The sequence below is a fragment of the Amorphus sp. MBR-141 genome (assembly GCF_053628695.1).
In genome coordinates this window covers 106654-120837 of sequence record NZ_JBRJGW010000007.1, presented here as the reverse complement: position 1 = coordinate 120837, position 14184 = coordinate 106654, and the positions used below count along the sequence as shown (strand labels likewise).

Below are 14184 nucleotides of genomic sequence, written 5' to 3'. Positions count from 1 at the left end.
GAACACGGAATTTCGACCCTCGGACGGATGTGACCCTCCATGCATCTCGAAGCGATCGAGATCCGAAACTTCTACCTTTCGCCCCAGGGGCGGATCGTCCGCCAGCTCCTGGGGACGCGGATCCGCGACATCTGGCCGGACCTGCGCGGCGAGCGGGTTCTCGGGCTCGGCCACGCCACGCCCTTCCTGCGGCCGCTGAAGGAGGACGCGGAACGGGTGATGGGCTTCATGCTCGCCCAGCATGGCGTGTTCGCCTGGCCGCCCGAAGGGCCGTCCGCCACCGCGCTGGTGGTCGACGATTGCCTGCCGCTTCCTGATGCCAGCGTGTCCCGCGTGCTGATCGTCCACGCGCTCGAGGCGACCACCGCGCCGAACACGCTGCTGCGCGAGGTCTGGCGGGTGCTGGCGCCCGGCGGACGCGTCCTGGTGGTCGTGGCCAACCGCACGGGCCTGTGGGCCCGGCTGGAGACCACGCCGTTCGGCGTCGGCCGGCCGTTCACCCGCGGCCAGATCACCCGCCTCGTGGAGGATCTGTCCTTCACCCCCTCGCGGGTGGAGCACGCGCTGTTCGTGCCGCCGTCCACGACCCGTTCGGTGCTGGGATCGGCGCGGGGCTGGGACCGCATGGGGGCGCGCTTCTGGCCGAAGCTCGCCGGCGTCGTGCTGGTCGATGCGGAGAAGCGCATGACCCAGCCGATCGTCTCGGGCCGCAAGCGGCGGGTGCCGGTGTTCGCGCCGGCGCTGGCCCCGAGCCCGACGGCCGGCGCCCGTGCCTGTCTCAGCGATGCAGCAGGAACACCGCCTGTTCGCCGAACAGGTTCCAGAACCACCACGGCGCGCTGATCGGCATCCGGCTTCCGACGCCGTTGAGCGCGATCGCCTGCTCCACCGTCGCGTCGAGTTCCTCGCACAGGGCGACGAAGTCGCGGATGGTGCAGAAGTGGATGTTGGGGGTGACGTACCAGGGCTCCGGCAGATGCGGTGTCACCGGCATCCGGCCCTGGAACAGGAGCTGCAGCCGCATCCGCCAGTGGCCGAAGTTCGGAAACGAGATGATCGTCTTGCCGCCGATCCGCAGCAGGTTCTGCAGCACGCTCTTCGGATCGCGGGTCGCCTGCAGCGTCTGGCTCAGGATGACGTAGTCGAACGAATCGTCGAGATAGCCGAACAGGTCGGCGTCGGCATCGCCCTGGATCACCGACAGGCCGCGCGCCACGCACTCGTTCACGCCTGCCTGGGACAGCTCGATGCCGCGCGCATCGACGCCCTTGCGGGTGGCGAGCAGCTCCATCAGCCCGCCGTCGCCGCAGCCGACGTCCAGCACCCGCGACCCGGGCTCGACCAGATCGGCGACGACCTCCAGGTCGAACCGTCCACGCTTCAGGGCGATCTCGGTCATGCAGCCGCCGGACCCGGGGGCTCGATGCCCCGCACATGGGCCGCGCCGGTCAGGAAGCCGCGCGTCACCCGGAACAGTTCCGGCTCGTCGAGCAGGAAGGAATCGTGCCCCCGGTCGGTCTCGATCTCCACGAAGGAGACGTTCGCCCCGGCGGCGTTGAGCGCGTGCACGACCGCCCGGCTTTCCTTGGTCGGGAACAGCCAGTCGCTGGTGAACGAGATCACGCAGAAGCGCGTCGGAGACCGGCGGAAGGCGTTCGCCAGGACCCCGCCGTGATCGACGGCCATGTCGAAGTAGTCCATGGCGCGGGTGACGTAGAGATAGGAGTTGGCGTCGAACCGGTCGACGAAGGTGGAGCCCTGGTGCCGCAGGTAGCTCTCGATCTGGAAATCGGCATCGAAGCCGAAGGTGATCTGCTCGCGGTCCTGCAGCGCCCGTCCGAACTTCGAATGCAGCGCCGGCTCCGAGACGTAGGTGATGTGCGCCGCCATTCGGGCGACGGAAAGGCCCTTCTTGGGGATGACGCCCTCTTCCAGATAGCAGCCGCCGCGCCAGTTCGGATCGGCCATGATCGCCTGCCGGCCCACCTCGTGGAACGCGATGTTCTGGGACGAATGCCGGGCGCCGGCGGCGATCGGCAGCGCCGCGAACACCCGCTCCGGATAGCTCGCCGCCCACTCCAGCACCTGCATGCCGCCCATCGAGCCGCCGACCACGGCGAACAGCTTGTCGATGCCGAGCCGGTCGAGCAGCATCGCCTGCGCGCGCACCATGTCGGCGATCGTCACCAGCGGCAGGTCCAGCCCGTAGCGCCTGTCGCCGTCGGGCTTGCGCGAGGCCGGCCCCGTGGTCCCTGCGCAGCCACCCAGCACGTTGGCGCAGATGATGAAGAAGTGGTCCGTGTCGATCGGCCGGCCGGGCCCCACCATCAGGCTCCACCAGCCGGGCTTGCCGGTGATCGGATGCGGCGAGGCGACATACTGGTCGCCGGTGAGCGCGTGGCAGACGAGGATGGCGTTCGAGCGCTCGGCGTTCAGCGTCCCGTGGGTCGTGTAGGCGATCTGCCACGGCGCCAGCGCCCGCCCGGCGTCGAGGGCCAGCGGCTGGTCCTCGCCGAACACCTCGACCATGCTCGACGGCGCATCGACCTCCCGGAGCCGGGCGAGACCGACGGCGTCGTCATGATCTGGCAGGTGGGTCATAGGGTCCCGGACACGCAACTTCGTCCCGCGCGCAACCATGTCCCGCGCATTGGAGGGCTAGCTAGGAAACGGCCTCGCCGGGTGTCAATGTTTTCTTTGATTTTGGCCCGGCGCTCTTCTAAGTGTGTCGGCTTGCGCGGCCAACGATACCGCGCGCTCTTCGTGGTGTTCCTCATGTCAAACTCGGCCTCCCGGGGGTCATCGGCTCCGGCCCCGGTGACGCTCGAATCGCTCAGGAGCCGCATCGATTCCATCGATGCCGAGATCCATGCCCTCCTGATGGAGCGGGCGCAGACCGTCACGGACATCGTCGCCGCCAAGGGGCCGACGCCGTCCGCGGTGGTGATCCAGCCCGCCCGCGAAGGCACCGTCCTGCAGCGCCGCCTGGAGGCGCATCACGGACCGCTCCCGCCGGCGATCATCACCCACATCTGGCGCTGCGTCATTTCAGCTTTCTGCGATCTGCAGCGCACGTTCCGTGTCCATGTGGTCGGCCTCTCCGGTGCCGACGGCGGCATGCGCGACCTGGCGCGCTTCTGGTTCGGCTTCGTGCCGGCGCTGGCCGAGCCGGCCGATGCGGCGGTGGCCGTGCGCGTGCTGCAGCGCGCCGAGAGCGATCTCGGCCTCGTGCCGCTGTCGGCATCGGGCCCCTGGTGGCGCGGCCTTGCCGCCGATGGCGTCCACGTGGTGGCGCGGTTCGCCCGGCCATCCGGCGAGACCGCCGACTGCCTGCTCATCGCCGGCGCCAAGGTCGGTCCGGCGGCCGGCAGCGCCAACGTCTTTGCCGTCAGCTGGCAGGGCCCGGCGACGCCGCCCGCCCTCGACGACGCCGACTATCTCGCCACCGCCCGCGACGGCACCGACGCCTTCGCGCTCGTCGCCACCCCCGCTTCGGCCGACGTCCTTCTCGACCAGTGGCGTCGGGCGGGCGACGCGCCACTGCCGGCGATCGCCGCGGTCGGCCAATACGATCCGGGGCTGGTCACGGCGGCCAGTTTCGGCGCAATGACGGTCCACAAGGAGCCCAAGTCATGAGTCAGGGCATGCCCGCAACCCGCCCCGTCCCGCGGTCCGGCGTTCTGGCAATCCACGCCTACGTCCCCGGCAAGTCCAAGGGCGGCAAGGTGCGCGAGTACCACAAGCTGTCCTCCAACGAGACGCCGCTCGGCGCGAGCCCGAAGGCCATCGAGGCCTATCAGTCTGTCGGCAAGGCGCTGGAGCTTTACCCTGACGGCGCTTCCACAGCACTGCGCGAGGCGATCGGCGAGGCGATGGGCCTCAACCCGGCCCGCATCGTCTGCGGCAACGGCTCCGACGATCTCCTCGGCATGATCGCCCACGCCTACATCGGTCCCGGCGACGAGGCGATCTTCACCGAGCACGGCTTCCTAGTCTACCGCATCGTGACGCTGGCCTCCGGCGGCGTGCCCGTCGTCGTGCCGGAGACGGACAAAACCGCCGACGTCGACCGCATCCTGGCCGCGGTCACCGAGCGCACCCGCGTCGTCTTCCTGGCCAACCCCAACAACCCGACCGGCACCTACCTGCCCCAGTCGGAGGTGCGCCGCCTCCACGCCGGCCTGCCGCCGCACGTCCTGTTGGTCCTGGACGCCGCCTACGCCGAATACGTCCGCCGCAACGACTACGAGGCGGGCATCGAGCTGTCCGGGGCGAGCGAGAACGTCGTGATGACGCGGACCTTCTCGAAGATCCACGGCCTCGCCGCGCTGCGGGTCGGCTGGCTCTACGCACCGGACCACATCGTCGATGCGCTCAATCGCATCCGCGGGCCGTTCAACGTCAACGCCCCCGGGCTGGCCGCCGCGTCCGCCGCGATCCGTGACCGCGCCTTCATGGAGGCGGCCGTCGACCACAACGCGACGTGGCTGCCGTGGCTGACCGAGGCCTTCACCGGGCTCGGCATCGAGGTGACGCCGAGCCAGGGCAACTTCCTGCTGCTCAACTTCCCCGACCGGCCCGGCATCAGCGCCGCCGCCGCCGACCGGTATCTGCTGGACGAAGGCATCGTGCTGCGCCGTCTGGATCCCTACGGGCTGCCGAACGCGCTGCGCATGTCGGTCGGCACGGAAACCGCCAACAAGGCGACGGTTGCGGCCCTCACGCGGTACATGGCGCAGGCCGGGGGGCAGCCGGCCGATGGCTGATCCCCTCTTCGGCCGGGTCGCCATCGTCGGCATCGGCCTCATCGGCTCGTCCATCGCCCGCAAGGTGCGCGCGCAGGGCCTGGCCGGACATATCGCCATCGCGGACGCCAACCCGGACGCGCTGGCCGAGGCGGAGCGTCTCGGCCTGGGTGACAGCTACGCGGCGAGCGCGGCGGATGCCGCGCGCGGGGCAGACCTGATCGTCTCCTGCGTTCCGGTGGGCGCTGCAGGCAGCGTCGCCGAGGAGTTCGCCTCCGTGGTCACCCCGGAGACGCTGATCACCGACACCGGTTCGGTGAAGGCGAGCGTCATCCGCCAGATGCTGCCGAAGCTTCCGTATCCGTCCCGTTTCGTCGCCGCGCATCCGGTCGCGGGCACCGAGAATTCCGGGCCGTCGGCGGGCTTCGCCGAACTGTTCGAGAACCGCTGGTGCATCGTCACGCCGACCGAGGAGACCGACCGTCGGGCCATCGAACTGGTGTCGGCGTTCTGGACCGGGCTCGGCGCCAACGTGGAAACGATGACTCCCGAGCACCATGACCTGGTGCTCGCCGTCACCAGCCACCTGCCGCACCTGATCGCCTACAACATTGTCGGGACGGCGGACGATCTGGAAGACGTCACCCAGTCGGAAGTGATCAAGTTCTCCGCCGGCGGCTTTCGCGACTTCACGCGTCTCGCCGCCTCCGACCCGACCATGTGGCGCGACGTTTTCCTGCACAACCGGGAGGCCGTCATCGAGGCCCTCGGCCGCTTCTCCGAGGATCTCTCCGCGCTCCAGCGCGCGATCCGGTGGGGCGAGGGCGACATGCTGTTCGACACATTCACCCGGACGCGCGCCATCCGCCGCGGCATCATCGATGCCGGCCAGGAGGTCGATGCGCCGGACTTCGGCCGCCGCCCCGCCACGCGGGACGGATCAGCCGCCGAAGAGAAGGGCGAAGGGAACCGGAGGAATGCGGCCGATCGGAAACAGGCCCGCTGACACCCGACCCGCCGCGATCGACAGCGGAAACGACCGCGCCGGCTTGCCGTCGATCTCGGTCTTCTGGCCGAAGTTCAGGACCGTCTGCATGACGCTGCGCAGGGTGTCGGCCTCCTGCGGCGACAGGACCCCGTCGAGATAGGGCAGACGGCCCTCTCCCGTGGTGACGGCGACGTTCACCGCGCCGTCGAGTGCCCCGTCGGGTCGCACCGTAAGGTCGCCGGCGGCCGACACGGCCGCATCGCCGGCCGTCAGCGACAGCCGCCTCAGGTCGATCGGGAACCCGTCGCCGGCAGCCGCGATCATCATCGGCCCGCCCTGGATGGCGGCGACGAGCGTCTGGGCGTTCCGAAGGACGGCGATCGCCTGGAAATCCACCGGCGGCTGGCCGGCCATGGCGTCCAGACCGTCGAGCCGCACCGCGATGTCGACCGCGTCGGGGGCGGCCGGATCGCTGCGCAGATGCAGCTCGGCGAGGGTCGCGGCGACCGGCGGCAGCCCGAACGAGGCGACACGCGGCTCCTTGATCGACAGGGCGAGCCGGCCGATCTGGTCGCCGTCCAGCACGACGCTGGCGTGGGCGAGAGACCATTCGACGCGGGTTTCGGGGAACGCCGTTTCGCTGATCACGGCAGGCGATCCGAATTCGGCAATGACATGCCGAGGATTGTAGATGAGCGCGACGGCGGTCAGGCTCGACAGCGTGACCACGCCGTCAGGCATCGTCACGCTGGTGCCTTCGCCGCAGCGCAGCTCGATGCGGAAGGGATAGCCGTCGATGCGCCGATCGACGCAGTCGAGAGCGATGCCCTGTTCGATCCCGTCGTCGACCACCTTCAGGAAGGCGCGTTCGGCATAGGCGGCCGCGATGAACCAGAACACCGACCAGACGACCGCCACGGCAACGAGCACCGATCCCAGGATCAGGATACGCCGCTTCATGCGGGACGGAGCCTTGCTCGGTTCGGTCTGATCGGCACGTGCCACGGTCGAGCTCCTGCTTCGTACGGAAATCCGTTCGGCCTTCCCTGGGCACCGCGCCGCAATCGGGTCGCCCGGACCAACGCCGACAAGGCGGGCCGCAACCCCATGCTGCGGTCCAGGCGGGATGCCGAACCTCGATCCCATAAGTTACGCCATACTCCAAGTCGAGAACGCCCGGGGCGGCCAGAACGACGCATGCGACGAACGGCTTCTTTCGGGTGCCGACGATGGCAGATGAGGGCCCCTCCCCCGGGCGGTGGTTCCGGTCGCGGAAAACACCCGATGGACAGGAACGGGTTCCGGATTCGATATGGTGGGCGACCTCTCCCGGTTGGATCGATTCGATCTTTCCGAGAGGAGCTTCGAAGGCGGCCGCGCTCGCACCGGAGCGATCTCACCGCCGCGGAACCGCTGCATGGCTCAGACGCCATTTCTGTGAACGATTTTTGGCCGAACGACGATGAATGATGATCTGTGGGTATTCGGGTACGGCTCGCTCATGTGGCGGCCGGGTTTTCCGTTCGTCGAGGCGGCGCCGGCCCGGCTGAAGGGGCGCCACCGGCGGCTCTGCGTCTATTCCTGGGTGCATCGCGGCACGCCGGAGCATCCGGGCCTCGTGCTTGGCCTCGACCGCGGGGGCTCCTGCCTCGGCCGGGCGTTCCGGGTCGCGGCGGAGGACCGGGAGCCGACGATCGCCTATCTCCGCGAGCGCGAGCAGGTCACCGCGGTCTATCTGGAGAAGGTCCTGCGCGGGCGCCTCGAGGATGGCAGCGGCCGCGAGATCGACGCACTTACCTACGTGGTCGACCGCAGCCACCGCCAGTATGCGGGGCTGCTGCCGCGCGACCGGCTGCTGGAGGTGGTGCGCGATGCGAAGGGGCAGTCGGGGCCAAATCCCGAATACATCCACGCCACCGTCGCCCACCTGGAGGACATCGGGATGCGCGACGCCATGCTGCACTGGCTGTCGGAGGCGCTTAAGACGCCCGCGTGAGGCCTTCTGGACGTGCGAGGACCGCCAAGGCGCACCGGGGCGGGACGCGGTGATGCGCGAACCGGCTTTCAGTCCGTCCCCTGGGCGACATCCGTTGCGCCGATCATGGCTCCCGAGCAGCCGGCGCGAACCCGAGCTCGCGGCACCCCTCCAGATAGAGCCGGTCGGAGGCCGTCTCTATCTCTTCGGTCATCCGGTTGCGGAACGCCTTGAGGCCGAGGCCGGGCGGGATCGGCGGCAGGAACTCCACCACGATCGTCCCCGGATAGCGCTTGATGGTGTTGCGCGGCCAGTAGAGGCCGGAGTTCAGCGCCACCGGGACCACCGGCCGTGCCAGCCGATGGTAGAGATGCGCCGTGCCGTTCTTGTAGGCAGGCGTGGCGCCCGGCCGGGTGCGCGTGCCCTCCGGAAAGATGATCACCTGCCGGCCGGCATCGATCGCCGCCTGGCCCTTCTCCGCGATCTCCGAGAGCGCCTTGGTACCCGAGCTGCGGTCGATCCCGATCATCCCGAACTTGCGTGCATACCAGCCCCAGAGCGGCAGGTAGAACAGCTCCCGCTTGAGGATGTAGGCCGGATCCGGCATCAGCGGCATCAGGGCGAAGGTCTCCCATGCCGCCTGGTGCTTGCAGGCGATCAGTGCGCCTTGCGCCGGGATGTGCTCGCGGCCGCGCACCTCGATCCGGGTTCCGCAGATGACGCGGAGCCAGAACAGCGACGAGCGCGCCCACAGCTTCATCGGCTCGACACCGGCCCGCCGCGGCAGGACGAACAACGGGATGAAGGCGACCGTGATGACCGCGACGTTCAGGAAGAAGGCGATCTGAAAGGCGATTGAGCGGGCAAGCAGCATCGACACCTGATCCATGGCGGGCCCGAAGCCGGCGGCGGTCGGCCCACATCATCCATCCGCCGCGCAGGGCGCCGCCCTGGCGGGCACGCATCCCTCGACGTCAGACATGCACATGCAGGAGGACGATGGAAAAGAAAAGTCCGGCGGATGCGATCCCGCGTCGCGCTCAGAGGTCGCGGCGAACGGCGGCCATCCGGATCAGCTCCCGGGTCGGCTCGCTCTCTTCCAGGCTGAGGCGCAGGCGCGCCAGCGCGAACTTGGCGTATTCCCGCACCATCACCTTCATCGCAGCACTGTCGCGGTACCAGTGGTTCAGCTCGAGATCCTCGTGGACCACCGGGAAGGGGATCAGCTGGCGGTCCGGCAGTTCGCGCTTCAGCTCGGCGAGCGTGCGCGGCATGTGATAGGCGCTGGTCACCACGATCAGCCGCTCGAAGCCGCGCGGCAGGGCCCAGTTGCGGGTCTGCTGGGCGTTCTCGATGGTGTCGAGGGCTTCGCGGTCGATATCGACGCAGCAGTCGAAGATGTCGCGGCGGGCGGAAATCGCCGAAGCGATCTGGCCTTCGGTGGTGGCCGGGTTGACCCCGGTGATCAGCAGCCGATTGGCCCGGCCCTCTTCCAGGAGCGCGATGGCGCCGTTGATGCGCTGGGATCCGCCGGTCAGCACGACGATGCCGTCGGCGTGCGGGTCGACCGGCTGCCGGGCGGCGGACACCTGGTCGGCGAACCACAGGAAGCCGGCGACGATGAACGCACCGAGCACGCTGAACGTGAACAGGCCCGCACGCGACAGTGCGCTCGAGCCCGCGGAGCGGCTTTTCCCGCTCCTCCGCTCGGCCTTCGCACTCATCGGCGGGGCGTTGTCCATCAACCGGTCCGTCATGGCAGTAGAGATTAGCCTCGAATGCGGCACTGGGAAGGCATTTCTTTCAACCTTGCAGCGAGAGCCGTGCGAAACGGCTCAATCGAGATTGGTGAGATGCCGGTGGACGGCGATGCGTGACGTGAGCGCCGTCAGGATCGCCACTGCGAATACGATCGCGAGTGCGGCAATATATCCTGGAAGTCCGATCGTCAGCGGTCCGAGCAGTGCCTGCGCCTGCGCCACCGACGCGGTTCCGCGCGCACCGCCCGCCACCAGCTCGATGGCGACGAACACGGCCACCGCGGAGCCGCCACCCAGCAGCCCTCCGATCAGCCCTTTGAGCAGGAAATGCTTCTGAAATTCGCGTGCGACGAAGCCGTTCTCGGCGCCGACGAAATGCAGCACCTCGATCACCTGGACGTTGGATGCGATCGCCGCCCGGGTGGCGAAGACGATCGACAGCGCCAACGCGATCAGCATCAGCGCGACGATGGAGAAGCCGCCGATCACCACCGTGCGCGCCACCGAGGCGAGCTGGCCCGACCAGGTCGAGTGGTCGTCGACGGTCGCGGTGGACACCTCGGCCGTTAGCGCGGCCCGGAAGGCGGCGATGTCGAGCAGCGCCGGATCACCGAGGGTGACCACCACGAGGCGCGGCACCGGCAGCTCGCCGAGATCGAGATCGGACCCCAGCCACGGCTCCAGCAGCGCGTTGGTATCGGCCACCGACAGCGCGCTGGCGCTATCGACGCCCGGCTGCGCCTCGGCGATGCGCACCGCGGCGTCGAGCTTCGCCAGCATGTCCTGCCCGTCCACCGGGCGGATCTGGATGGTGATCTCGCGGGAGATGTCGGACTGCCAGTCGCCCGCCGCCGCGTTGACCAGCGTCACCGCGCCGACCGTCAGACACGACAGGAAGGTCATGATGGCGATGACGAACAGCAGCGCCCGTCCGGCCACCGAGCGCGCCGGCACGATGGGGCTGGTGGCCGAGGTGCTGTCGAACCCGATGGTCCCGCCGTTGGGGTCGCGTCCGTCGGCATCGGCGAACGCGTCGTCGTCCTCGTCCCGGGTCCTGCGGCGGAAGAAGCGCACCATCGGACTACTCGGAAACCTCCAGCCGTCCGTCGAACAGAATCAGCCGACGCGCGTCGACCTGGTCCATCAGCCCGATGTCATGGGTGGCGATGACCACCGACGTGCCGAGCCGGTTGAGCTCGAGGAACAGCCGCAGCAGCCGCCGGGCGAGCGGCGGATCGACGTTGCCGGTGGGCTCGTCGGCGAGCAGCATCTCCGGCTGGGTGATCAGCGCCCGGGCGATCGCCGCACGCTGCTTCTCGCCGCCCGAAAGAACCGGTGGAAAGGCGTGCATCCGGTGACCGAGGCCGACCCAGCGCAGCAGCTCGACGACGTCGGTGCGATAGTCGCTCTCCTCCTTGCCGGCCACGCGAAGCGGCAGCGCGACGTTCTCGAAGGTGGTCAGGTGGTCGAGCAGGCGGAAGTCCTGGAACACCACGCCGATCCGCCGGCGCAGGCCCGGCAACTCCGTGGAGGAGATGCGGGTCACGTCCTTGCCGAAGGCGCTCATGAAGCCGCGGGTCGGCTTCAGTGACAGAAACATCAACCGGATCAACGACGTCTTGCCGGCGCCCGAAGGTCCCGTCAGAAACTGGAAGGAGCGCGGCGGGATGTGGAAGCTGACGTCCTTCAGGACCTCCGGTCCCACCCCGTAGCGCAGCCCGACATTCTCGAAGCGGATCACATCGGCTCCTGGAGCATTTGTCGCCCGGATCGGTCCGACCTGTCGGACCGGTCCGACCTGAACGAAAATGAAGTGCTGACACGGATCGAATCAGACGCCGCGATCGCGCGCCAATCCTGTGGACAGGGCGCCGTCAAATCAAGGCGCCGCCCATCGCTCCCGCTTCCGCGGGGCCTGGAGGAGGCCCCGCCGACGGTCCTCAGTTGCCGGGAAGCAGCCGTTCCAGATAGTCGAGCTCGATCATCGGCCGGCTCGGGTCGCTGAGCCGGTTGCGCAGTTCCTCCAGGATGCGCCGCGCCCGCTGCACGTCGATCTCGTCGGGGATCTGCACCCGGCTGGTCATGTCCGAGCCCTCGTTGCGCCGGAAGCGTCCGAGCGGGTCGCGTTCCTGCCCCTGGGCCGTCTGGCCGGGCTGATTGCCGCCCGGCTGGTTGCCGTTGCCGGCCATCTGGTTGGCCAGCGACTGGGCCCCCTGGCGCAGCCGGTCGAGCGCTTCGCCCTGATCGCCCAGCGCCTCGCCCGGGCGCGCCTGGCCGAGCTGGTTCTCCGCCCGGCCCATCGCCTCGCCCGCCTCGCCGAACTGGTCGTTCGGCTGCAGGCCCTGGTCGGCCAGCTGGTCCATCAGTTCCTGCAGGCGCTGGCCGAGCTGGCCCTGGCCCTCCTGCAGCCGGCGCAGCTGGTCGGCGAGCTCCTGCGGGGTCTGGCCCATGCCATTCTGTTCGCCGCCTTCGCCTCCCGGCTGGCGCCGACCCTGCTGGCCCGGCTGACCGTTGCGATCGAGGCGGTGGGTCTCGTTCATCAGTTCCTGCTGACGCTGGATCATCTTGCCCAGCTGATCGAGCATCTGCTCCATCTCGCCCATGCCGCTCTGCGGCATCATCTGCGGCGTACCGGCCTGCAGGTTCTCCATCATCCGCTGCATTTCCGACAGCAGCTGCTCGGCCTGATCGCGCGCGCCGGACTTCGCCAGCTCCTCGATCTGCGACAGCATCCGGTCGAGATCCTGCTGCGACAGCATCTGCGCGTTCGGATCCATCTGCTGGGCGGACGGAGGATTGCGCATCGCCTGCTGGGCCAGCTCGCGCATGTAGCGGTTCATCGCCTCGCGCAGCTCCTGGGTGAGCCGGGCGATCTCCTGGTCCGAGGCGCCGTTCTGCAACGCCTGGCGCAGCGCCTCCTGGGCCGCCTTCAGGGCACGCTGGGCATCGGACAGCTCGCCGTCCTCGATCATCACGGCGACGTTCCAGAGCGATTCCACGACCTCCGTCAGCGCCGCGTCGTCCCGGGCCGCCACCAGCTCGCGATAGAGCGAGTCGACGGCCAGATAGTGCCCGTCGCTGGAAAAGATCGCCTGCGGGTAGAGCATGAAGGAGGAAATGGCGTCGATGACGTTCGGCTGCGCGTTGGCGTCGTAGGCAAGGATACGCCGCTGCTCGATCAGCGCCTGGGCAACCGGCTGGTAGAAGCTGCGCGCCGGCAGCACGAACCGCCTGGGCTCGCTGCGTCCTTCCTGGCCGGTCGCATCGGTGGCAACCAGCGTCGCCTCCACCAGCGCCCCCGCCCACGGGTGATCGGACAGGTCCTTCTGGGTGCGCGCGGCACCGGCGCCGTCGCGGCGGCTCGGCAGCGCCAGCGGGAAGCCCGGCGGATCGATCAGCGGCCGGGGCGCGGCAGCGGTTTCCACCGACGACGGGTTTTCCACCAGCGTGAACTCGGCGCGCGCCTCGCTCACGCCGTAGTCGTCGCCGGTCTCGTAATGAAGCTCCAGCGCGCCGCGCGTGGTGGCGGTCGGATCGTCGGTGAAGCGGATCGTCGGCGCCGCGTCGGCCACCACCGAGAACGGCCAGCTTTCGATCACGCTGCCGCCGCTCTTCACCTCCACCCGGGCGCTTTCGGTCAGCGCCACCGTTGCCTCGCGCGGACCGTCGGCAGCGGCGTTCGGATCCCCCTCCGCGGCGGCGCCGACCGGCGCCGTCTCGACCGACTGCACCGCGCCGGCGGCCGCGACGTCGACGGTCACGTCCGGCGCGCCCTGGATGCGGAGCACCAGCTCGCTGCCCGCCGGCACTGAGATCTCGTTGGTTTGAGGACGGGCCGTGCCGGTCAGGAACAGCGGCGCCATGCCGGTGTAGGCCGGCGGCGACACCCAGGCGTCGAGCCGCAGCGACGGTTCGGTAGTCGCCTCGGGCGGCACGACGAACGCCGCGCGGATCCGCGACCAGTATTCGCCCGAGCCGGCGGCGAGGCCGACGAACAGCAGGATGCCGACCACCGCACGCAGGGCGTAGGGATCGCGCCGATAGAGCTTCGGCGACGGAAGCCGCGCCGACACCTGCTCCAGCGCGCCCACCATGCGGGCCCGATGGGCGGTCCAGAGGGCGCGCGTGCCACGGTCCGTGGTGTCGAGCGCCGGATCGTCCTCGTAGGCGGTCAGCGGTCGGTGCGGGACGCCCGACTGCAGCTCGAGGCGGTGGATGGCTTCGCGTCGACCGGGGATGCGCAGCCGCGCCAGCGGCACGAGGGAGGCGAGAAGCCCGACGCCGAACACCGCCAGGGCGCCGACGCGCAATCCGTAGGGGGCGGACAGCCAGAGGCCCAGCCAGGAGAGCGCCAGGAACAGGCCGACGACGCAGAGCGGCAGCGCCAGCGCCGGCCAAAGCCGCTCCCACAGCAGCGACAGCCGCGCCCGGCGCACGAGGCGGTCGACGCGCATCGCCACCGGATCGGTTGCCGGTTCGGCGGTCGTCGCCCTCGTCTCGTCCGGTCCGGACCCTCTGGTCATTCCCGCTCCATGCAGCCGCTCCACGCAAACCGATCCCCACGGCATGAGGCTAGCACGCCCCGTGCCATGAGGTCATTTAAGGCACGCATCCAAAAAGACCCGAGCCGACTGGCGATTTGAAGGCAAGGCAATGGCCATCGAGGCCGCGGAATGCGGCTCTCTGCAGCGAAACCGTACCTTTTGGGGGCTTTCG

13 protein-coding genes are annotated in these 14184 nt (G+C 69.3%); 5 read left to right on the top strand and 8 right to left on the bottom strand.

Going from position 1 to position 14184, the window contains the following annotated elements; translation table 11 throughout:
* Positions 1–39 precede the first annotated feature (39 nt).
* Positions 40–843, top strand: coding sequence for a class I SAM-dependent methyltransferase (locus ACSSVZ_RS11660; protein WP_453970153.1), 804 nt, complete (start codon positions 40–42; stop codon positions 841–843).
* On the opposite strand, the gene metW is transcribed toward ACSSVZ_RS11660, so the two are convergent.
* Together metW and metX are read right to left on the bottom strand one after the other, a co-directional pair.
* Positions 779–1399, bottom strand: a complete 621-nt coding sequence (gene metW / locus ACSSVZ_RS11655) for a methionine biosynthesis protein MetW (protein ID WP_453970151.1) — start codon at positions 1397–1399, stop codon at positions 779–781. The genes ACSSVZ_RS11660 and metW overlap by 65 nt on opposite strands.
* Positions 1396–2601: a homoserine O-acetyltransferase MetX gene (metX, locus tag ACSSVZ_RS11650; RefSeq protein WP_453970149.1), complete on the bottom strand. Its 1206-nt coding sequence runs from the start codon at positions 2599–2601 to the stop codon at positions 1396–1398. Before metX ends, metW begins: the two co-directional genes overlap by 4 nt.
* Positions 2602–2817: 216 nt before the next feature.
* On the opposite strand from metX, the gene ACSSVZ_RS11645 reads away from it, so the two are divergent.
* From ACSSVZ_RS11645 to ACSSVZ_RS11635, 3 genes are read left to right on the top strand one after another with little or no spacing between them, the layout of a single operon-like run.
* A complete protein-coding gene (locus tag ACSSVZ_RS11645) occupies positions 2818–3636 on the top strand; it encodes a chorismate mutase (protein ID WP_453970147.1) in 819 nt (272 codons plus the stop codon).
* The gene (gene hisC, locus ACSSVZ_RS11640; RefSeq protein WP_453970145.1) at positions 3633–4766 is read left to right on the top strand and encodes a histidinol-phosphate transaminase; all 1134 of its coding nucleotides are present in this window, start codon (positions 3633–3635) and stop codon (positions 4764–4766) included. The genes ACSSVZ_RS11645 and hisC overlap by 4 nt, the downstream gene beginning before the upstream one ends.
* Positions 4759–5751, top strand: a complete 993-nt coding sequence (locus tag ACSSVZ_RS11635) for a prephenate/arogenate dehydrogenase family protein (protein WP_453970144.1) — start codon at positions 4759–4761, stop codon at positions 5749–5751. Before hisC ends, ACSSVZ_RS11635 begins: the two co-directional genes overlap by 8 nt.
* On the opposite strand, the gene ACSSVZ_RS11630 is transcribed toward ACSSVZ_RS11635, so the two are convergent.
* Positions 5686–6738, bottom strand: coding sequence for a DUF2125 domain-containing protein (locus tag ACSSVZ_RS11630; protein WP_453970143.1), 1053 nt, complete (start codon positions 6736–6738; stop codon positions 5686–5688). The two genes, ACSSVZ_RS11635 and ACSSVZ_RS11630, sit on opposite strands and share 66 nt — an antisense overlap.
* Before the next feature lie 457 nt (positions 6739–7195).
* On the opposite strand from ACSSVZ_RS11630, the gene ACSSVZ_RS11625 reads away from it, so the two are divergent.
* On the top strand, positions 7196–7729 hold the full coding sequence (locus ACSSVZ_RS11625) for a gamma-glutamylcyclotransferase (protein ID WP_453970141.1): 534 nt from the start codon (positions 7196–7198) through the stop codon (positions 7727–7729).
* Positions 7730–7832: 103 nt separating this feature from the next.
* On the opposite strand, the gene ACSSVZ_RS11620 is transcribed toward ACSSVZ_RS11625, so the two are convergent.
* From ACSSVZ_RS11620 to ACSSVZ_RS11600, 5 genes are all read right to left on the bottom strand, one after another.
* Positions 7833–8597, bottom strand: coding sequence for a lysophospholipid acyltransferase family protein (locus ACSSVZ_RS11620; RefSeq protein ID WP_453970139.1), 765 nt, complete (start codon positions 8595–8597; stop codon positions 7833–7835).
* 151 nt (positions 8598–8748) lie between these two features.
* Positions 8749–9450: a YdcF family protein gene (locus ACSSVZ_RS11615; protein ID WP_453970138.1), complete on the bottom strand. Its 702-nt coding sequence runs from the start codon at positions 9448–9450 to the stop codon at positions 8749–8751.
* A 93-nt stretch (positions 9451–9543) separates the two neighbouring features.
* Complete coding sequence (locus tag ACSSVZ_RS11610) at positions 9544–10545, bottom strand: cell division protein FtsX (protein ID WP_453970136.1); 1002 nt, start codon at positions 10543–10545, stop codon at positions 9544–9546.
* A gap of 4 nt (positions 10546–10549) precedes the next feature.
* Entirely contained in the window at positions 10550–11209 is a 660-nt protein-coding gene (gene ftsE, locus ACSSVZ_RS11605; RefSeq protein ID WP_453961232.1) for a cell division ATP-binding protein FtsE, read from the bottom strand.
* A 199-nt stretch (positions 11210–11408) separates the two neighbouring features.
* Positions 11409–13991 (bottom strand): TIGR02302 family protein, encoded by a 2583-nt coding sequence (locus ACSSVZ_RS11600; RefSeq protein ID WP_453970133.1) that lies wholly within the window; start codon positions 13989–13991, stop codon positions 11409–11411.
* Positions 13992–14184 lie beyond the last annotated feature (193 nt).

What these genes read in the sequence shown, in the direction of transcription:
- ACSSVZ_RS11610 (WP_453970136.1), bottom strand. Translation starts at nt 10,545, where the DNA reads ATGGTGCGCTTCTTCCGCCGCAGGACCCGGGACGAGGACGACGACGCG.
- ACSSVZ_RS11625 (WP_453970141.1), top strand. Translation starts at nt 7,196, where the DNA reads ATGAATGATGATCTGTGGGTATTCGGGTACGGCTCGCTCATGTGGCGG.
- ACSSVZ_RS11615 (WP_453970138.1), bottom strand. Translation starts at nt 9,450, where the DNA reads ATGGACAACGCCCCGCCGATGAGTGCGAAGGCCGAGCGGAGGAGCGGG.
- ACSSVZ_RS11600 (WP_453970133.1), bottom strand. Translation starts at nt 13,991, where the DNA reads ATGACCAGAGGGTCCGGACCGGACGAGACGAGGGCGACGACCGCCGAA.
- ACSSVZ_RS11620 (WP_453970139.1), bottom strand. Translation starts at nt 8,597, where the DNA reads ATGGATCAGGTGTCGATGCTGCTTGCCCGCTCAATCGCCTTTCAGATC.
- hisC (WP_453970145.1), top strand. Translation starts at nt 3,633, where the DNA reads ATGAGTCAGGGCATGCCCGCAACCCGCCCCGTCCCGCGGTCCGGCGTT.
- metX (WP_453970149.1), bottom strand. Translation starts at nt 2,601, where the DNA reads ATGACCCACCTGCCAGATCATGACGACGCCGTCGGTCTCGCCCGGCTC.
- ACSSVZ_RS11660 (WP_453970153.1), top strand. Translation starts at nt 40, where the DNA reads ATGCATCTCGAAGCGATCGAGATCCGAAACTTCTACCTTTCGCCCCAG.
- metW (WP_453970151.1), bottom strand. Translation starts at nt 1,399, where the DNA reads ATGACCGAGATCGCCCTGAAGCGTGGACGGTTCGACCTGGAGGTCGTC.
- ACSSVZ_RS11635 (WP_453970144.1), top strand. Translation starts at nt 4,759, where the DNA reads ATGGCTGATCCCCTCTTCGGCCGGGTCGCCATCGTCGGCATCGGCCTC.